Origin of the sequence: Luteimonas fraxinea (assembly GCF_021233355.1) — a bacterium.
Lineage (GTDB): Bacteria > Pseudomonadota > Gammaproteobacteria > Xanthomonadales > Xanthomonadaceae > Luteimonas > Luteimonas fraxinea.
Map to the genome: position 1 here is coordinate 704,503 of NZ_CP089507.1, position 18,448 is coordinate 722,950.

General features: G+C 66.0%; 16 protein-coding genes and 1 pseudogene. 5 read left to right on the forward strand and 12 right to left on the reverse strand.

All coding sequences use genetic code 11. From position 1 onward, the window contains the following. Position 1 precedes the first annotated feature (1 nt). From LU699_RS03010 to grxD, 8 genes are all read right to left on the reverse strand, one after another. Complete coding sequence (locus tag LU699_RS03010) at positions 2–1,225, reverse strand: PilW family protein (RefSeq protein ID WP_232134588.1); 1,224 nt, start codon at positions 1,223–1,225, stop codon at positions 2–4. After that, the gene (pilV, locus tag LU699_RS03015; RefSeq protein ID WP_232134587.1) at positions 1,222–1,713 is read right to left on the reverse strand and encodes a type IV pilus modification protein PilV; all 492 of its coding nucleotides are present in this window, start codon (positions 1,711–1,713) and stop codon (positions 1,222–1,224) included. The genes LU699_RS03010 and pilV overlap by 4 nt, the downstream gene beginning before the upstream one ends. Beyond that, complete coding sequence (locus LU699_RS03020) at positions 1,710–2,267, reverse strand: GspH/FimT family pseudopilin (RefSeq protein WP_269781335.1); 558 nt, start codon at positions 2,265–2,267, stop codon at positions 1,710–1,712. Before LU699_RS03020 ends, pilV begins: the two co-directional genes overlap by 4 nt. A gap of 198 nt (positions 2,268–2,465) precedes the next feature. Beyond that, complete coding sequence (ppnN, locus tag LU699_RS03030; RefSeq protein ID WP_232134586.1) at positions 2,466–3,854, reverse strand: nucleotide 5'-monophosphate nucleosidase PpnN; 1,389 nt, start codon at positions 3,852–3,854, stop codon at positions 2,466–2,468. Between the two features lie 106 nt (positions 3,855–3,960). Further along, a complete protein-coding gene (locus tag LU699_RS03035; RefSeq protein ID WP_232134585.1) occupies positions 3,961–7,230 on the reverse strand; it encodes a TonB-dependent receptor in 3,270 nt (1,089 codons plus the stop codon). A gap of 255 nt (positions 7,231–7,485) precedes the next feature. After that, positions 7,486–8,088 (reverse strand): YhgN family NAAT transporter, encoded by a 603-nt coding sequence (locus tag LU699_RS03040; protein WP_232114615.1) that lies wholly within the window; start codon positions 8,086–8,088, stop codon positions 7,486–7,488. Further along, positions 8,085–8,837, reverse strand: coding sequence for an SDR family NAD(P)-dependent oxidoreductase (locus LU699_RS03045; RefSeq protein ID WP_425491197.1), 753 nt, complete (start codon positions 8,835–8,837; stop codon positions 8,085–8,087). The genes LU699_RS03040 and LU699_RS03045 overlap by 4 nt, the downstream gene beginning before the upstream one ends. Further along, positions 8,837–9,157, reverse strand: coding sequence for a Grx4 family monothiol glutaredoxin (gene grxD, locus LU699_RS03050; RefSeq protein WP_232134583.1), 321 nt, complete (start codon positions 9,155–9,157; stop codon positions 8,837–8,839). The genes LU699_RS03045 and grxD overlap by 1 nt, the downstream gene beginning before the upstream one ends. Before the next feature lie 108 nt (positions 9,158–9,265). Here grxD and LU699_RS03055 point away from each other — a divergent pair, with 108 nt between their 5' ends. Then, the gene (locus LU699_RS03055) at positions 9,266–9,853 is read left to right on the forward strand and encodes a superoxide dismutase (protein ID WP_232134582.1); all 588 of its coding nucleotides are present in this window, start codon (positions 9,266–9,268) and stop codon (positions 9,851–9,853) included. An 8-nt stretch (positions 9,854–9,861) separates the two neighbouring features. Here the strand turns inward: LU699_RS03055 and LU699_RS03060 are convergent, their stop codons facing one another. Both LU699_RS03060 and LU699_RS03065 read right to left on the reverse strand, forming a co-directional pair. Beyond that, positions 9,862–11,130 (reverse strand): putative bifunctional diguanylate cyclase/phosphodiesterase, encoded by a 1,269-nt coding sequence (locus tag LU699_RS03060; RefSeq protein WP_232134581.1) that lies wholly within the window; start codon positions 11,128–11,130, stop codon positions 9,862–9,864. 19 nt (positions 11,131–11,149) lie between these two features. Continuing rightward, positions 11,150–12,412 carry an HD-GYP domain-containing protein gene (locus LU699_RS03065; RefSeq protein ID WP_232134580.1) on the reverse strand — a complete coding sequence of 421 codons (1,263 nt, stop codon included), beginning with the start codon at positions 12,410–12,412 and terminating at the stop codon, positions 11,150–11,152. Positions 12,413–12,710: 298 nt separating this feature from the next. Here LU699_RS03065 and LU699_RS03070 point away from each other — a divergent pair, with 298 nt between their 5' ends. From LU699_RS03070 to LU699_RS03080, 3 genes are all read left to right on the forward strand, one after another. Next, the gene (locus LU699_RS03070; protein ID WP_232134579.1) at positions 12,711–13,682 is read left to right on the forward strand and encodes an aldo/keto reductase; all 972 of its coding nucleotides are present in this window, start codon (positions 12,711–12,713) and stop codon (positions 13,680–13,682) included. Between the two features lie 13 nt (positions 13,683–13,695). Next, complete coding sequence (locus tag LU699_RS03075) at positions 13,696–15,006, forward strand: NTP/NDP exchange transporter (RefSeq protein ID WP_232134578.1); 1,311 nt, start codon at positions 13,696–13,698, stop codon at positions 15,004–15,006. Positions 15,007–15,069: 63 nt separating this feature from the next. Then, positions 15,070–16,011 (forward strand): DMT family transporter, encoded by a 942-nt coding sequence (locus LU699_RS03080; protein ID WP_232134577.1) that lies wholly within the window; start codon positions 15,070–15,072, stop codon positions 16,009–16,011. 235 nt (positions 16,012–16,246) lie between these two features. Here the strand turns inward: LU699_RS03080 and LU699_RS03085 are convergent. After that, positions 16,247–17,306: pseudogene (locus LU699_RS03085) on the reverse strand (sensor domain-containing diguanylate cyclase). Positions 17,307–17,504: 198 nt separating this feature from the next. On the opposite strand from LU699_RS03085, the gene LU699_RS03090 reads away from it, so the two are divergent. Beyond that, positions 17,505–17,729: an RNA-binding S4 domain-containing protein gene (locus tag LU699_RS03090; RefSeq protein WP_232134576.1), complete on the forward strand. Its 225-nt coding sequence runs from the start codon at positions 17,505–17,507 to the stop codon at positions 17,727–17,729. A 61-nt stretch (positions 17,730–17,790) separates the two neighbouring features. Here the strand turns inward: LU699_RS03090 and LU699_RS03095 are convergent, their stop codons facing one another. Then, a complete protein-coding gene (locus LU699_RS03095) occupies positions 17,791–18,297 on the reverse strand; it encodes a DUF4019 domain-containing protein (protein WP_232134575.1) in 507 nt (168 codons plus the stop codon). Positions 18,298–18,448: the final 151 nt, after the last annotated feature.

Consider the following 18,448-nt stretch of genomic DNA (forward strand, 5'->3'; position numbering starts at 1 on the left):
ATCAGTTCCCGAACAATCGATTGCGTAGCGCAATGGTGTCTTCGTACACGGCGCGATAGCGCCCGTCATCGGGCGTCGCAAACCGCACACCGAGCGCTGAAAGCTCGGCCGCGCCAGCTTCGCGCATAGGTGCCGCTGCACGCTCCGTACTCCGGACGACCAGACCGATTTCGACCGATCCGACGCGACGCCAGGCGGTGACCGGGTCAGCCGTCGGCAGTAGTGCGGATGCCACCAGTCCACTGCCGATATTGCCCGTGGGCCTTACCGTCGCGGAGGTCGCACTGTCCTGTCCGTAACGCAGCTGCAGCGACTCGACGCCTTCGACGAGCTCCTCGTTCTCGACCACCAAGGCGCCACCCGGCACAGCGCTGTAGCGCAGGCGGTAAAGCGACGGATTCTGTGACGCGTTGATGCCAACATAGAACACGACGACCTCAGCCCGGTAGACGCGCGCCTGGCCGATCACGAACGATTCGTTTCCGGTCAACGCGATCGCGTTCAACCCACCAACGCCGACTGTCAACAGCCCGTTGGTGCGCGAGGTCGCCTGGAAGACCGCGGCGTTCATGCAGTCGGAAATCCCGAACAATCCCGGATTCGCGAGGCCTTCCGTCAGCCTCGGCACCTGCGTCGCATCGACACTGATAGTCATCGGGGTTGCAGCCGGATTGAACGACTGCATCTGCGCACCCATCGGCGAAAAATAGCGCAGTACGACAATGTCGCTGCCGGCGACCGGATTGCTGAGATTCCCGTACAGGCCTGCGTCCACTTGCGGCAGCCATGCCGCCGCACCGCTTGCCACGACAGGCGTGGCAGGCAAGGTGACCTGATTGCCACCAGCCGAACCGACAAATTCAAACCCCTGAATGCCCATGTCGAAGCGCAGCGGGAAGCTCGCCGTGGTGTAGCCGGCCGGCGTGGTGGTAAATGTGGAAGCCAGTGCGAGCCGTGTGCCAGACGTGTTCTCGGGCAAGAAGCGCGACTGATCATTCACGCAACCAAGATGACCGGCCATCCGCAGTTCGCGCTGGAGAAAATCCATGGCGAACCGGGCGTTCTCCTGGTTGCGCGCCAGACCTGTCGACAGCTGATAGGACACGCGCGACGCTTCAAAGATCTGGAGCACGCCCAGCAACAACAGACTTCCGATCAGAAGCGCGACCATCAGCTCGATCAGGGAAACGCCGGCTTCGCGCACGCGCGCTGCGGATCGATTCACAGCGTCGTCTCCAGAATCACGTTTCCGGTCGAACCCGTTGCGTTGTTGACCAGCGACTCGTCCCATCTGATGTTCACAGTGACCAGAGAAGCAGGCGTCACGCTGACGGAGGCCGTTGCGTCAGCGCCCAGATTCGCTTTGACTTCGCATTTCCAGCGGGTCGCATTTGTCGACGCGGTGGACGTTGCGCCTGCAACGCAACCGGTTGCTGGCACCGTGACGGACGCGAAATCGCTGTCGGTCATCACGTAAGCAGACACCTCGCTTCGATTGGTTCGCATCGTGTCGAGAAGCTGCCCCGCCAACACGGTCGCCTGTGTCCGTTGCTGCGCGCTCTTGGTGTAGCGCAGGTTCATGGTCTGCAGCATTGCCAGACCCAACAGACCAACGGCGAGCACGACAAGCGCGATCAAAATTTCGATCAGCGTGAAGCCGCCCGAGGCGCTGTGTCGCGAAGGTGCGCCGCGGTAATGGATGCCTCGTCTCATGAGCAGTTCACTCGCGTCATGTTGGCCTGCCCCGCGGCGTTGATTGCAAAATTGCGCGCGAGCGTTTGCCCCGACGGGCATTGCTCGCTCTTGAGCGTCGCAATCCGGCCCGCCGCCGGCTGGTCGGCGAGACGACCGCGACTGTCGAACAGCAGGCGAAACTGCGCGTTGCCCGTCGCGCTGCTGACCGGCACGCTGAGTGCCAGGCCTTTCTTGCCTTGGACGAACCGCACGAGCGTATCGGCGGCGTCGTAGTCCGGCGCAGCCACGTCCGCGTTGAGCCAGATGAGCATCCCATCAGGCCACTGCGTGCTGTTGACGCAGGCGGTACCCGCAGCATTCGCCCCGCAGATGCCAGCGCTGCGCGTGCTGCGGATCGCTTCCGTCCTGGCGAGCGCCAACGCCGCCGAAAACTCGTTCGACGCACCCGACACGCGGGTGGACCGTAGCGTGTTCTGGAAACTGGGAAATGCAATCGCAGCCAGAATGGCCACGATCACGATCGTGACCATCAGCTCGATCAACGTGAACCCCTTTGCCTGCATGCGTCGCATGCCATCCCCTGAAGCGGCGGCCACTTTGGCCCATCGCAAGTCTAGGAACCCTACGCCCCGACGCAAGGCGAAGCGGACAGACGGGCAACTCGATCGGACGAGCGGTCGACGGGCGAGCGGGCCTGACCACGCGCCGTCCGACTTCAACCTGCGGGCAGCTGGAAACGGGCGCTAGGCCCCGCCATCCAGGACTCGCTGTCAGGCGACGACCTCATAACAGGGCTTGTACTCACCCGCGATCTTCATCCGCCGCTGCTCCACGAAGGCGCGCAGCAGGGCGTCCAGCGACTGCATGATGTCGCGGTCTCCGTTGATGCGGAACGGGCCGAACTCCTCGACACGGCGCAGGCCGTCTTCCTTGACGTTGCCGGCGACGATGCCGGAGAAGGCGCGACGCAGGTCCGCGGCGAGCTCGTGCGGGGGACGTCCGTGGTGCAGGTCGAGTGCGGCCATGGCCTCGTGCGTGGGCACGAAGGGCTGCTGGAGGTCGAGTGGAATCGACAGCGACCAGTTGAAATAGAACGAGTCCTTGTGGCCTACCCGGTACTCCTTGACCTTTCGGATGCCGGCCGACATGCGGCGCGCGACCTGCTCGGGATCGGCGACGATGATCTCGTAGCGCGACGCGGCTTCGTCGCCGAGGGTCAGGCGGATGAACTGGTCGATCTGCTCGAAGTACGGCGCCGACGCGGTCGGGCCGGTCAGGATGAAGGGAAACGGGATGTCGCGATTCTCTTCCTGCAGCAACAGGCCCAGCAGATAGAGGATTTCCTCCGCCGTACCGACGCCGCCTGGGAACACGATGATGCCGTGACCGAGACGCACGAACGATTCGAGACGCTTCTCGATGTCCGGCATGATCACCAGCTGGTTGACGATCGGGTTCGGCGATTCGGCGGCGATGATGCCCGGCTCGGTGATGCCGATGTAGCGCGCCGGGTACTGGCGCTGCTTGGCGTGGGCGACGTTGGCGCCCTTCATCGGGCCCTTCATCGCGCCGGGACCGCAGCCCGTGCAGATGTCCATGCCGCGCAGGCCGAGCTCGTAACCGACCAGCTTGGTGTAGTCGTACTCGACGCGGTTGATCGAGTGACCGCCCCAGCAGACCACCATGTTCGGATCGCCCGGCTGCAGCAGGCGCGCATTGCGCAGCAGGCCGAAGACCGCATTGGTGATGCCGGCGGACGACTCGAGATCGGTCGCGTATTCGGGGCCGAGTTCGATCGCGGTGTAGGCGAGATCGCGCACGACCGCGAACAGCAGCTCGGCGACGCCGCGGATGATCTGGCCATCGACAAAGGCCATCGCCGGCGCACTGACCAGCTCGATGCGGATGCCGCGATCCTGCTGCAGCACCTGGATATCGAAATCGGGATACAGCTCCTGCGCCGCGCGCGGATCGTCGGACGCGCTGCCGCTGGTCAGCACCGCGAGCGCGCAGCGGCGCAGCAGGTCGTGCATGCCGCCAGTCGAGGCGTCCTTCAGACGGGCGACTTCATCGCGGGACAGGACGTCCAGGCCGCCGCGGGGATAGACGTAGGCATTCACCGTGGGCAGCGCCGTCGCCGCCCCAATCTCGTTGCTCATTCTTGCTTCGCTTTTCGTATGGGTGCGGCACTGTAGCGCAGGACCCCGCACATAAGAAAACGGCCGGGTTTCCCCGGCCGTTCTCGATTACAGCGCCATCAATGGATCAGAACTTGTAGCGGAAGCTCACCTGCGCAGCCCAACGCGACACGCCCTTGTCGTCGTAGATGTTGGCGGTGTCCGGATCGTTGAAGCGGTACACGTACTTGCCTGTTGTCTGATCGATACCGCCGTACTCGACGATGCCCTTCATTGCCGGGAAGCCGATTTCCTCGATACGACCCCAATCCTTGTTGATCAGGTTGCCGACGTTGAGGATGTCCAGCGCGATTTCGGCTTTGTTGCCGCGGAAGAAGCCCGGCAGTTCCTGCGAGATACGGATGTCGAACTGGTTCACCCAGTCGTTGCGCACCGCATTGCGGCCGGCGATCTGGCCCATGTGCGAACGCAGGTACTCGTCGCCTTCGACGTAGGCCCAGAACGCCTGCTCTTCCGCAGCGTTGCCGAACAGCACGTCGCCGCGACCCGCCGGGATGTACAGCAGATCGTTGAGACGACCGTCGCCGTTGGCATCGTTGTCGAAGGTGTAGCTGAACGGACGACCCGAACGACCTTCGTAGAACATCGACACCGAGGTGTTGTTGTCACCGAAGAACGCGTGCTTCCAGGTCAGCGCCGCCGAGAAGCGGTCACGGATCTCGTAGTTCGAGCGACCCGCCACTTCTTCGTTTGCCTGGAATACGGCCGAGTTGCCCAGCTGCGAGCCCGACGTGGAGCTGGTCAGCGGGTTGATTTCGGTGGCACGCGTGTAGGTGTACGCCACCTGCCAGAACCAGTCGCTGTTATTGAAGGGCTTGTTCAACGCGAACGTGTACTGCTGGCTCTCACCCTCGTCGGTGTTGCGCGCGATGATCGCGTTGTTGAAGCCTGTCTTGCGATTGTTGCCGCGGGGCGTGGTGCCGGTACCCGTGCCAGCATTGTTCCAGTTCGCCGGATTGACGCCGTTGTTGTTCCAGTAGATCAGGCGACCATCCTGGCCCGCACCGTAGCCGTACACGGCGTTCGGATCACCCAGGTTGAGCTCCTGGTAGAACAAGGCGTTCTTGACCTGGGTCCAGACGCCTTCCGCGGACGCGACCATGCCCCACAGCGGCAGTTCGGTCTCGAATGCGAGATTGGCCTTCCAGACAGAAGGCTGGCGGACGGACGGATCGATGAAGTCGATCGTTTCCGTGGCACCGCTGGCAGCCGTCGGCGGACAAACGCGGCCGTTCAAATTGATGAGCTGGCACTGGTTCGCCGGATCCGGATCGAAGCCGTTGAAGCCCTGGGCCGCCGTGTACTGGTAATCCACGTACGCATCACGACCATAGTTCGAGTACGGATTGGACAGCCACACATTGGCCGCCTGACCCTGGAACAGACCCACGCCGCCGCGCAGCTGGGTCGGACGCTCGCTGTCGAAGGTGTAGTTGAAGCCGAAACGCGGCTGCCACAGGCCCTTGCCGTCGATGGTCACGCTGTTGTCAAAACCGAAGGCAGCTTCCGCACGCGGGTTGTAGAACGGCGCGGTCGGCACGCTCGGCTCGTCGTAACGCAGACCCATGGACAGGGTCAGGTTGTAGTTGACGGCCCAGGTGTCCTGGATGAACAGACCGAGGTTCTTGAGAGTGAAGGCAGCCGCCATGTTGTCGCGCACGCCATCGCGCGGGTAGAACAGCTGGTAGGCGCTGGCCCGGCCTGCCGCGAAGTTCGCAATGGCGTTGTCGATACGCGCCTGCGGCGTCGCACCGGTACCGGTAAAGGTGTAAACGCCGTTGAGGTTGCGCCCGAACAGGTTGTAGATGTCGTTGTCTTCGTAGTCGAAGCCGAACTTCACCGTGTGGTCGCCGAGGAACAGATTGGCCGCGAAGAACGCGTTCCAGGTTTCGGTGCCGACAGCGTTCTCGTGGGTGTTCGCTTCGGTGCCGAAGTTCAGGAAGCGGCCGTCGAGGTTGATACCGATCGACGGCAGATTCGCCAGCGGCACGCGCGGCACGAAGTAGTCACGGTACGAGACCTTCGCTTCGGTCGAGAAGCTGTCGTTCCAGTCACTGAACAACTGCGCGGTCCAAGTGGTGATGTCGTAGTTCTTGACGTAGTGATACGTATTCAACGCGAGCGAGTTGTTGCCGAAACCCTGCAGGTACGGCTGGTTCTGCTCAGACTTCGCGTAACGGAACGTCGCGCGATGGTCCTCGTTGATGTTCCAGTCGATCTTGATGCCGTATTCCTCGGACTCGGTGTCCAGGGACGGCAGCGCAAGCGCGCCGGCATCGAAGCCATAGCGGGTGCGTGCGATATCGACGATACGATCGATATCGCTCTGGTTGATGTTGACGATGTTGCTGGCGCCGGAACCATTCGGGCCGAAGCTCGAATTGCCGATGAACATGTCCTTGCCGGTGTACTTCTCGTAGTTCACGAAGAAGAACAGCTTGTCCTTGATGATCGGACCGCCGAAGGTCGCACCCAGCGTGTTCTCGCTGTCGAACAGCACTGGGCGGATATCGTTCTGGTTCTTGCCCGACCAGTCGTTGTCACGGTAGATGCCGTAGACAGAACCGGTAAACGTGTTGGTACCGGACTTGGTCACGGCATTGATCACGCCGCCCACGCCGCCAGTGATGGTGACGTCGTAATTGGCGACGTCGATCGCGATTTCGTCGATCGTGTCCATCGAGAACGGCTGACGCGGTGCCGAGAGACCGTTGGTTTCCAGACCGAAGGTGTCGCCGCTGTTGATGCCGTCGACGCGGATCGCGTTGTAACGCGGATTCTGGCCGCCGATCGAGATTTCGTTACGCGCCTTGTCGGTGTGGCTGACGCGCGGATCAAGGCGTGCGTAGTCCTGCAGCGTACGGCTGATCGACGGCAGCGACTCGAGCTGCTCGCTCGTCACGTTGGTGCCGGTGCCCATCTTGTTGGCGCTGAAGATCTCCGAACCACCGACCGCAGTCGCGGTGACCGTGGCCAGCGTCGTCATGTCGCCGGTCAGCGCGGTATTGACGGTATTGACCTGGTTGAGGTTGAGGAAAATGTTGTCCTCGGTCTTCGTCCCCTCGCCCGGCTTGGTCACGGTGATCGTGTACGGACCACCCACGCGCAGGCCGCGCGCGTTGTAGCGGCCGCTCGCATCGGTCGTGGCGCGGCTGACGGTGCCGGACTCGGTGTGCACGATGGTCACGTCTGCGCCGGTCACCGGGGCGCCGCCGGCGCCGGTCACCTGGCCGCCGACACCGGCGGCGGTGCTCTGCGCGAATGCGGGAGCGGCTGCAAGGGCAACGATCAGGCCGAGCGACAGCTTGGAGAGTCGGGCGCGATGCGAGTGGTTCATGGGTTGTATAGCCTCGATACGTGGATTGCGGCGCAGGCCGGATGGCGAGCGACGGTCAGGTCTTGAAACAAGAATGGGGGCCCCGCCACGGCTCGCGGCGAAGCGCCGTGGTTAACAACAGGTTAACACGGTAAACAATCGAAGTGACAGTGCCATGACAGCCGCGGGCAGGCGCAAACCACTGACCGCGTTGAGTTTTATGACCCGCTGGAACAAAGACGCGTAAGTCCTTGTCGCACTGTGGTCACGCCGCACTCACATGGGCGCGAGGCCCGCACGGAGGTAGCTGACGAGGCCGTCGAGCAGCATCTGCACCGAGATTGCGACGAGCAGCATGCCCATCAGTCGTTCGATCGCGGTCAGCGCACGCGCACCGAGCAGCTTGTAGAGATAGGTCGCCGAGAACAGGATCGCGGCCGTCGCACCCCAGGCGATCAGCAGCGCGAGGCTCCATTCGCCGAGCCGGTCAGGCTCGTTGCTGCCCATCAGCATCACCGCGGCCATGCCGGATGGGCCGGCGACCAGCGGGATCGCCATCGGCACGATGAAAGGTTCGCCGTCCGGGATCTCACCCATCAGCCCTTCCGGCGGAGGGAAGATCATGCGGATGCCGATCAGGAACAGCACGATGCCGCCGGCGATCGCCACCGACTCCTGGCGCAGGTGCATGACCTCGAGCGCGTACTTGCCGGCCCACAGGAACAGCATCAGCACGACCAGCGCGATCAGCAGCTCGCGGGCCAGCACGATGCGCTGCCGCTGCGGGGTGAGCCGCCGCAGCATGCTCAGGAACACCGGGATGTTGCCCAGCGGATCCAGGATCAGGAACAGCAGCAGCGCAGCGGAGGCGATGGTCATGCGGAGCGCGTCCCGTCTGGTGCCCACAGCTGTCCGCGACGCGACGCGCCTGCAGACGACAGCAACGCGACGCAGTGGGCGGCGACCTCAACGGGCGACCGGGCGATGCGATCTTCGGCCTCGACGTGCGCCCTGGCCCGCAGCGGCGTGCGCATCGGCGGCGGCAGCAGGCCACTGACGCGGACGGGCGCATCGCCAAGTTCGGCCTGCAGCATGCCGACCAGTGCAGACAGCCCGGCCTGGGCCAGTCCGTAGCCGCCCCAGTAGGCACCGGTTGTACGCGCCGGATCGTCGATTGCGAACACCACCGAGGAATCGCCGGCGCGGCGCAGCAACGGCAGGCAGGCCTGGGTCAGCCACCAGCGCGCGGTGAGATTGACGTGCAGCGCGCGTGCGAACGCGGCCGGATCAGTGAGCTCAAGCGGGGTCAGTCCATCGAAGGACGCAGCGACGTGCAGGATGCCGTCGAGCCGGCCGAATTCCGCCTCGATCCGCGCGGCGAGCTCGGCATGATCGTCCGGGCTGGCGCCTTCGAGATCGAGCGGATACAGCGCGGGCGCCGCGCCGGCCGTCTGCAGGCGGTCGTGCAGACGATTGAGTTTGGGCACGCGTCGACCGAGCAGCACCAGCGATGCACCGGCATCGGCGCAGGCCAGCGATGCCGCCTCACCGAGTCCACCCGCGGCGCCCACGACCAGCACGACGCGCCCGGCCAACGCGCCCGGCACGACCTCGGAAGCCGCCGTAATCACGCCGCCAGCACCTCGGCCACCATGCGCGACAGCTCGCCGGATTCGTGCAGTTCGAGGGTGATGTCACATCCACCGATCAATTCGCCGTGGATGAAGAGCTGCGGGAACGTCGGCCAGTTCGAGAACCGTGGCAGGTTGGCGCGGATCTCAGGCGCATCGAGGACGTTGATCGTGCGGTAATCCTTCGCACCGGCCTCGTGCAGCGCGGCCACCGTGCGACTGGAAAACCCGCACATTGGAAACTGCGGCGTGCCTTTCATGAACAACACGATGGCATGACCGTCGATTTCGGCCTGGATGTCTTCGAGGATCGACACGGTGACGCTCCCTGTGGACCTCGCCGCAGGCACGGGGCCTGCGGGGATCGGGTTTCGGAATTGGTGCATTCTATCGCGTCGTCGCCATCGACCAACGGACCGCCGTCCATGCCCCTCGAACTCACCGCCCTGCCCTACGACCGCACCGCGCTGGAGCCGCATCTGTCGGGCGACACGCTCGACCAGCATCACGGGCATCTGCAACGCGGTCATATCGAGCGGCTCAACGCCCTGCTCGCGGGTGGCGAACTCGCCGACGCGCCGCTGGAGACTATCGTCCGCAAGGCGCAGGGTGCGGCCTTCGACCACGCCGCGCAGGTCTGGAACAACAGCTTCTACTGGCACTCGCTCAAGCCTGCCGCGGCCGGTGGTGGTGGCGACCCGAAAGGCCGTCTGGCCGAAGCGATCGCGCGCCAGTTCGGCGACTTCGCCGGATTCCGTTCGCGTTTCGACGCACTGGCCTTGTCGACGTTCGGCGCAGGCTGGGTCTGGCTGCTGCAGCGTCCCGACGGCCGCCTCGCGCTGGCGGCGACCGCGAACGCGGCCACGCCGATCACCGGACAGGACACGCCGCTGCTGGCGATCTCGCTGTGGGAACACGCCTGGTATCTCGACTACCGCGACAACCGGCAGAAGTATCTCGACGCGTTCTGGCAGCTGGTGAACTGGGACGCGGTGGCCGCGCGTTTGCGCTAAAGCTGCCGCTATTCGTTATGCGGCTGCGGATGCGACAGAGCTGACCGCTCCAAAGCCGCGCCAATGACGTCGTCAGCAGGCGCAGGCCGCCCGATCAGATAGCCCTGCACGAAGTCGCAGCGCGCCTCGTGCAGCAGTGCGAGCGTGGCTTCGTCCTCGATGCCTTCGGCCACGACCGTCAGATCGAGATCGTGCGCCAGCTCGATCATCGTCGCGACGATCCGGCGCGCCCGCAGGTCGTCGACCATGTCCCGCACGAAGCTGCGGTCGATCTTCAACTTGTCGATCGGCAGCCGCCGCAGGTACGCCAGCGAGGAATAGCCGGTGCCGAAATCGTCGATCGCGATGCGGACGCCGCCCTCCCGCAACTGGCCCAGCAGATGACTGCAGCGCACGATGTCCCGCATCAGCGCGCTTTCGGTGATCTCGAACACCAGCGCGTTGCCGGGTACATCCCAAAGTCGCAGCAGGTCGAGCACCTGGTCGACGAAGCCGGGCAACTGCAGGGCATCGACCGAAAGGTTCACCGCGATACGCGTCGCCTGCCCTGCCCTGCGCAGTGTCGCCAGATGGCGCAGCGCGACGTTGACGTTCCAGCGCGTGAGTTCGCCGATCATGCCGCCGCGCTCGGCCACGTCGATGAAGACGTCCGGCGGCACATTGCCGAGTCGAGGATGGGTCCAGCGCGAAAGCGCCTCGAAGCTGTGGATACGGCGATCGGGCAGCGCTGCGATGGGCTGCAGATGCACGACGAGCTGGTTGTCGGCAATGGCCGCGCGCAGATCGTCATGCAGCGTATCGAGCGGAACAGGCGGCGCCTTCCAGAACGCGTGACGCTCGACGCCGTCCAGGGCGTCGTCGCAGGCGCGGTCGGCGCGGCGGCACAGCAACTCGGCCTCATCACCGTCTTCCGGCGCGATCGCGATACCGGCCACGACAGAGGCCTGTGCCCGCTGACTGCCGAAGTCGAGCGGCTGTTGCAGGGCGCGCACGAACTTGGCTGCGCCGAGCGCCGCGTGCGCGCGGCCGCGCAATGCGGGCAACAGGACCAGAAAATCGTGCTCGCCGATCCGCACCACACGATCGCCCGGCCGCACCGCGGCTTCCAGTGCAGTCTGCATCGCGTGCCCAAGCGCTTCGCCAGCCGCGTAGCCCAGCGTGAGTTCGATCTCACGCACGCGCTGCGCGCGCAACACGACCACGCCGAGCGGCGCGTCTGATCGCGCCGCCTGCAGGCATGCGGTCACTTCGGCCAGCGCCGCCGAGTGGTTCAGCACGGGATGACCCGCATCCGCGTCACAGGAACAGATCGACCGGATCGAGACCGTAGGCGCCGGGCGCCAGTGCGCTGGCGATCCGCACCGGATCGTCGCTGTTGGCGCGCACCATCAGGTCGAGCGAGTGGAACTGCGACAGCACCTGCTTGTCCGGATCGGTCAGCACCATCACCCGCGGCTGCAGGCGCCGCGCCGCGTTCTGCGCGGTGACGATCGCCACTTCGCCGCTGCTCAGTTCCACCAGCGCGCCGATCGGATAGACGCTCATGCACTGCATGAACTGCTCGACGATCTCGGCCGCGAACTGGCTGCCGCGGCCGCGGTACAGCGACTGCAGCGCGATGTGCTGCGCGGCCGCCGGCTGGTGCGGGCGTTCGCTGGTCATCGCGTCATACGCATCGACGACCGCGGCAACCCGCCCCAGCAGCGGAATCGCATCGCCTTCAAGCCGCCGCGGATAACCGCCGCCATCGATCCATTCGTGATGCGTGCGGATCATGTCTCGGACGTGCTCGGGCACCGCGCCGCCGGCATCGACGATCGCGAGGCCCTGCTCGACATGCGCCTGCATCCGCCGGCGCGCATCGTCATCGTATGCGGCGCTGCTGCCGAGCAGATCCGGATCGAGCCGCAACTTGCCGACATCGAGCAGCAGCGCGCCGCTGGCCATGTCGATCAGCAGCTCCTGCGGCAAACCGACATGACGGCCGAAGGCGGCCGCGAGTGCGCTGCACGACAGCGCGTGCCGGTATTCGTAGGCGCCGCGCGCGCGCAGTGCATCCAGCCACAGGAATGCGTCGGCGTTGCGCACCAGGCTGCGGACCATGGGCTCGACCGCACTGCGCACTTCCTCGACCGCGACCGCGCGGCCCTCGCGCACGTCGTCGAGCACGCGTTCGGCGAACGCCGCGGCCTGTGCGTGCGCTTCGCGCGCCTGCGGCAGTTCCTGTTCGAACTCGATCTGTTCGGGATAGGTCGCCGCGCCCTGCAGCGCCGATATCTCGTCGTTGCCGTAGGCGCGCCAGCGCGGTTTCAGCGGCGCGGCAGGTTTCGGCGGCGCAGCATCCAGCAACTGCAACGCCGGGCCAACTGGCGCAAGGCCCCGCTCGACATCGACGAAAACATACGCGCACAGACCGTCAAAGGTCCGGATATCGTCTTCGGACTCGATCATCACCCCCTGCAACAGGAACGGCGTGCCTTCCCACGGCCGGTCCAGGCGGCAGACATACATCCCCACCTTCAGCTCGTTCACCGCGAGCTTGCGTTCGTCCAGCGTCATTGTTGCGTCGGCCCTCCCGGCCATGGACCCGGCCACCCCCTCGGCGTCGCCATCGCGGTCGCGCCTGGGGCGGCAACACGCGGTACGGCGAACCGGCACGACGGGTCAGGTCCGGCCGGGCGCACAGCGTACATTCTGTCGCCGTCGATGCCGCGTGGTGGCTGGCGGATTTTTCGAATCGGGCCGAAAACGTCAAACGCGTTGCGTGGCGTCCGGCATCGTCCGCGGGCCTGGCGCCCGACCCTGCCCGGGCGAACCGCCTATGATCGGTAGCCGACCCGATGCAGGAGTGTCCGCCATGTCGTCCCGTCGCCGTTTCCTCAGCGCCGCCTCGTTCGCCGCCGCCGGCCTCGCCCTGGCCCCGCTCGCGGCCTGCAGCCGCGATACCGCTGTACCGCCGCTACCGGCTCCTGCCGGCGCTGCGCCGCCGCCCGCAGCCAATCCGGGCACGTTGATCACGCGCGCGATTCCGTCCACCGGCGAAACCGTGCCGGCGATAGGCGCCGGCACGTCCGGCAGCTACGAGATCGCGCTGGACTCGCCGGACTTCGCGCGCCTCCAGGAGACGATCAAGGTTTTCTTCGATGGCGGCGCCACGCTGTTCGACACATCCCCTAACTACACCAACGCGGACGAAGTGCTGGGCGCCCTGCTGGCCTCCGGCGGCTGGCGCGACCGCTGCTTCCTGGCGACCAAGATCGCCGCCGACGATCGAGCCGCGATGGAGGCGCAGTGGAGGCAAAGCCAACGTCGCCTGCAGACCGATCACGTCGAACTGTTGCAGGTCCACAACCTGCGCGCGCTCGACATCGCCTGGCCTTACGCACAGCAGCTGAAGGCCTCCGGCGCGACGCGATACATCGGCCTGACCCACTATCTCGAAAGCGGCCACGCCGCGCTCGTCTCGGCGATGCGCGCGCATCGTCCGGATTTCGTGCAGGTCAATTATTCGGTCAACGCACCCCAGGCCGCGCAGACCGTGCTGCCGGTCGCGCAGGAACTCGGTATCGCGGTGCTGATCAACCGCGCGTTCGACGACGGCAAGCTGTTCGCGCGGGTCAAGGATTCGACGTTGCCGGAATGGGCAGGCGACGTCGGCGTGACCTCCTGGTCGCAGCTGTTCCTGAAATTCGCGATCAGCCATCCGGCAGTGACTGCGGTGATCCCGGCGACGGGTCGTCCCGACCGCCAGGCCGACCAGCTACGCGCCGGAAGAGGGCCTTTGCTGAGCGCGGCGCAGCAGGACGAACTTGTCGCCCGGTTCGCCTGAGGGCCGGCCCGCGATGTCCGACGGAAAGATCGCCGATCTGTTCAACCTGCGCCGCGGCGAGGCCGCGCCGGTGCTGGTCGCGGGCCTGTTCTTCTTCTGCATCCTGACCGCACTGATGATGCTGCGGCCCGCGCGCGACGCGCTGGGCATGGAGCGCGGACTCGACAGCGTGCGCTGGCTGTTCATCGGCACTGCGGTCGTCACGCTGCTGGTCAATCCGGTATTCGGCTGGCTGGTCGCGCGGCTGCGGCGGCTGCATTTCATCTCGGCGACGTATGCGTTCTTCGCGCTGAGCCTGGTCGGATTCTGGGCGCTACTGGTGTTCGCACCGGGCGCGGTCGGCGCGCGCAGTGGCCAGGTGTTCTACGTCTGGTTCAGTGTCTTCAACCTGTTCGTGACGATGGTCTTCTGGGCGCTGCTCGCCGATCGCTTCAGCAGCGATCAGGGCAAGCGGCTGTTCGCGCTGATCGCGGTCGGTGGCACGCTCGGCGCGATCTTCGGGCCCTGGCTCGCCGCGCGGCTGGCAGAGCCGCTGGGCACACCTGCGCTGCTGCTGGTCGCCGCCGCATTTCTCGGTGTATCGATCGCGCTGGCCTGGTGGCTGGTGCGGCTGCGCACCGACGGGCCACGCGATACGACGATGCAGGACCAGGAGGCGGTGCGTATCGGCGGCAGCGCGCTGGCCGGCATCCGCGCGGTGTTCGCGTCGCGCTATCTGATGGGCATCGCCGGCTACGTGGTGATCATGACCATCGTCGCGACCTTCATCTACTTCACCCGCCTGCAGATGGTGGCCGTAGCCGAAACCGATCTGGATGCACGTACCGGCCTGCTCGGCAATATCGACATGTGGACCCAGGTCGCGGTGCTGGTGCTGCAGGTCACCCTGACCGGCCACATCATCCGCCGGCTCGGACTGGCCTTCGCGCTGGCGCTGCTGCCGATCGCGATGGCGGTCGGCTTCATCGGTCTGGCGATCTACGGCTCGTTTCTGGTGCTGATCCTGCTCGAGTCGACCAACCGCGCGATCCAGCGCGGCCTGACCCGCCCCGCGCGCGAGACGCTGTTCACCGTCGTCGGCCGCGAGGACAAGTACAAGGCCAAGGCCTTCATCGACACCTTTGTCTACCGCGTCGGCGACGTGGTCGGCGCGCAGACCGAGGGCGTGCTCGGACGGCTGGGCCTGGCGCTCGGCGGGCTGGTGAGTGTGGTCGTGCCGCTGGCGCTGGTCTGGGCGGCGCTGGGCATCTGGCTGGGCCGGGCGCAGCAACGGCAGGCCGACACGGAAACCTTGTCCTCTAAACAGGACGCCGCGCCGCGCTGACCGGCGTCCGCCCGCGGCGGGCATCGGCGATGGATAATGCGCGCCCTTGCCGGCGCCCTCCCGATGCAGCCCACGACGAAAGCCCACTGGCAGATCCACTTCTGCGTCCTGCTGTGGGGCTTCACCGCCATCCTCGGCAAGCTGATCACCCTGCCCGCGTTGCCGCTGGTGTGGTGGCGGATGTTGCTGGTCGCCGGCACGCTGATGCTGCTGCCGCGGGTCTGGCGCGGCGTGCGCGCCCTGCCGCCGCGCCTGTTGCTGGCCTACGCCGGCGTCGGCGCACTGGTCGCGCTGCACTGGCTGACCTTCTACGGCGCGGTGAAGCTCGCCAATGCCTCGGTCGCGGCGACCTGCATGGCGCTGGCGACGGTGTTCATCGCGCTGATCGAACCGCTGGTCGCACGCAGCCGCTTCTCGTGGCGCGAACTCGCGCTGGGCATCGCGGTGCTGCCGGGCGTGGCGCTGGTGGTCGGCGGTATTCCCGACGGCATGCGCGTCGGCGTCGCGGTCGGCGCGCTGTCGGCGCTGTTCGTCGCCTGCTTCGGGTCCTTGAACAAGCGTCTGGTCGAACGCGCAGATCCACTGACGGTGACCGCGCTCGAACTCGGCGCCGGCACGCTGACGCTGACCCTGCTCGCACCGCTGATGCCGCTGCTGTTCCCGGCCTTCGCCGGCAGTCTGCTGACGCTGCCGGGCCTGCACGACGGCGCCCATCTGCTGCTGCTCGCCTTCGCTTGCACGCTGCTGCCGTTCGCGCTGTCGCTGGTCGCGTTGCGCCACATGAGCGCGTTTGCCGCGCAGCTCGCGGTCAATCTGGAACCGGTCTATGCGATCGCGCTCGCCATCGTCCTGCTCGGCGAACAGCATGAGCTGACGCCGCGCTTCTACGCGGGCGTGGCGATCATCCTGGCCGCGGTGCTGGTGTACCCACTGCTGTCGCGTCCACGGCGCATCGTGCATCCGGAGAACCTTGCCGCCGGCGAAGCCAAGCAGATCGCGGACTGAAATCCGCATCGCACACTGTTCGTAGGATGGGTAGAGCGCCAGCGAAACCCATCGTTGCCATCTCGCCGACCGCGGCAACGAACCGCGGATCGCGCTCGCCTCGCGTTCGTCAGGCGGGTAATGGGTGGCGCACACGGTGGGTCATCAACCCGGGATGCGAACCGTGACAGGGCACTGATGTGTTTCGCTGCGCTCGCCCCGTCCGACGCGTGGCTTTCCGTCGCGATACACGGCCTCAGGCCAACGCGCAGACCCGGTCGCGCCCTTCGTGCTTCGCCTTGTACAGGGCCTGGTCGGCGCGGGCGAGCAATGAGGACGCATCCTCTTCGGGCTGCAACGCCGCCACGCCGATACTGATCGTCACCGGCAATCCGGTCGGCATCGCGGCGACTGCTTCGCGCAGATATTCCGATTCTCGCGCGGCGTCGGCCAATGCGCGATCCGGCAGCAGCCGCACGAACTCCTCGCCGCCGAACCGCGCCACGCGCCCGCGCGCGGCTTCCGTCGACAACAACATCGCGCCCAGCGTCTGCAGCACGCGGTCGCCCTCGGCGTGGCCGTGCAGATCGTTGATCGACTTGAAGTGGTCGATGTCGACGATCGCGACCGACAACGGATTGCCCAGCGCATGCGCCTGGGTGATCGCCTGGTCCAGCGTGCGCGAGAACGCGCGACGGTTCGCGAGACCGGTCAGCGGATCGGTCGACGACTGCTCCTCCAGATCCGCGTTCTGGTTCTCCAGTTCCTGCTGGTAGTGCAGCAATTGCTGTTCGTACCAGCCGCGCTCTTCGAGCTGCAGGCGCAACTCCTGGCTGATGCGATGCAGTTCCATCAACCGCGAGGCCTGCCGAGACAATGCTTCCAGCGCGCTGCGCTGTTCGGGTTCGAGTTCGCGCGGCTTGTCGTCGATGACGCAGAACGTGCCCATCGGCGGCGCGCATCGGGGCACCGGCGTAGAAGCGGACGTGCGGCCCACCGGTCACCATCGGATTGCCGCTGAAGCGCGGGTCCTTGCGGGCATCGGTGACGATCATCGTCTCCGACGGATCGAGAATCGCGTGCGCACAGAACGCGATCTCGCGCGACGTGCTGTCACCCTCGACACCGTGCGCCGACTTGAACCATTGCCGGTCGTGGTCGATCAGGGTGATGACCGCCATCGGCACATCGCAGATCACCGCGGCAATCGCGACGAGATCGTCATAGGCGGCCTCGCGCGGCGTGTCGAGGATTCGGTAGGCGTCCAGCGTGGCCTGGCGCGCGACTTCGTCGGACGGCAGCGGTGCACGCATCATGGACGGCAGGCACCTGTAGGGCGCGATCGGCTTGCAGCCATTGCAGTGATCCTGAATGGTCAGCGTGTACGGTAACGCACACCTACTGACCGCGCCCAGCCCGCAAGTATTCGCGTCGCGATGAATGTGACCCGTCGCACGTGTGACGCGTCTACAGCGCGATCACCGATAATGCCGGCCCGCATCACGAGACCGACCATGCCCGCGCCAATCGAATTTCCGCTGGAACGCGACCACGTCGAACTCAACCAGTTGCTCAAGCTTGCAGGCCTGTGCGACAGCGGCGGCGCCGGCAAGGCCATCGTCGCCAGCGGCGCGGTGTTCGTCGACGGTGTCGTCGAGCTGCGCAAGACCTGCAAGATCCGCGCGGACCAGACCGTCGAACTCGACGGCCAGGTGATCCGCGTCATCGCCGCGCACTGAGGCGCGGATACACGAACGGCGCCCGCAGGCGCCGTCCGGCAAAAAGCAATTGACTGTCGGCTCAGCGAACGCTGTAGCCCGACACGCGCCAGGTGCGGTCCTCGTCGAGACGGAACGACACCAGCTCGCGCACGGCCTGCGGCTGGCTGGCGAACGTGGTCGGCGACGCGACGTTGATGTAGATGCCTTCCGGCACCGCTTCGCCGGCGCGGAACTGCGAACGGCTGACGACCGGCTGGTCGCGCTTGGTCGGCGCGCCGAGGCGGTTGCGATCGATGTTGAGCTGGCGCACGAACTCGTCGCGGGTCACAGCGCTCTTCATCGTCGCCGAAGCGCCATCCCAGACTTCGCCGGCGCGGTTGCCATCGATCATCTGCATGACCTGCACCGCGGCGGCGCCCATCTCGGCGTCCTGGCGCGCGACCTGCGCCTGCTGCTCGGGCGTGAGCTGTTGCTGCGCGGCGGCGCCGGGCTGCGCTGCGGGCTGGGCGGCAGGCTGTTGTGCGTGTGCAGCGGAGGCGAAAGCGACCAGCAGAGCGGCCGACAGCGACAGGCGTAGGGTGTTCATATTCGTGACGTTCCTCGCAGAACTGCTTGAAGTGGACCGAGTGTACGCATTGCATCGCGGCCGGCAAGCGCCCCGCACGCAGGGTTCTCCCGGGGTCGACGGGTCGCTTTCAGCAGGTATGCTCAGCCGCTTCTCTGCTGCCGTGTGATCC

Bases quoted from the DNA above. Each gene is read 5' to 3' on its own strand.
- LU699_RS03035 (WP_232134585.1), bottom strand. From the start codon at position 7,230: ATGAACCACTCGCATCGCGCCCGACTCTCCAAGCTGTCGCTCGGCCTG.
- pilV (WP_232134587.1), bottom strand. From the start codon at position 1,713: ATGAGACGAGGCATCCATTACCGCGGCGCACCTTCGCGACACAGCGCC.
- LU699_RS03075 (WP_232134578.1), top strand. From the start codon at position 13,696: ATGTCCGACGGAAAGATCGCCGATCTGTTCAACCTGCGCCGCGGCGAG.
- LU699_RS03095 (WP_232134575.1), bottom strand. From the start codon at position 18,297: ATGAACACCCTACGCCTGTCGCTGTCGGCCGCTCTGCTGGTCGCTTTC.
- LU699_RS03040 (WP_232114615.1), bottom strand. From the start codon at position 8,088: ATGACCATCGCCTCCGCTGCGCTGCTGCTGTTCCTGATCCTGGATCCG.
- ppnN (WP_232134586.1), bottom strand. From the start codon at position 3,854: ATGAGCAACGAGATTGGGGCGGCGACGGCGCTGCCCACGGTGAATGCC.
- LU699_RS03020 (WP_269781335.1), bottom strand. From the start codon at position 2,267: ATGCGACGCATGCAGGCAAAGGGGTTCACGTTGATCGAGCTGATGGTC.
- LU699_RS03080 (WP_232134577.1), top strand. From the start codon at position 15,070: ATGCAGCCCACGACGAAAGCCCACTGGCAGATCCACTTCTGCGTCCTG.
- LU699_RS03065 (WP_232134580.1), bottom strand. From the start codon at position 12,412: ATGACGCTGGACGAACGCAAGCTCGCGGTGAACGAGCTGAAGGTGGGG.
- LU699_RS03090 (WP_232134576.1), top strand. From the start codon at position 17,505: ATGCCCGCGCCAATCGAATTTCCGCTGGAACGCGACCACGTCGAACTC.
- LU699_RS03070 (WP_232134579.1), top strand. From the start codon at position 12,711: ATGTCGTCCCGTCGCCGTTTCCTCAGCGCCGCCTCGTTCGCCGCCGCC.
- LU699_RS03055 (WP_232134582.1), top strand. From the start codon at position 9,266: ATGCCCCTCGAACTCACCGCCCTGCCCTACGACCGCACCGCGCTGGAG.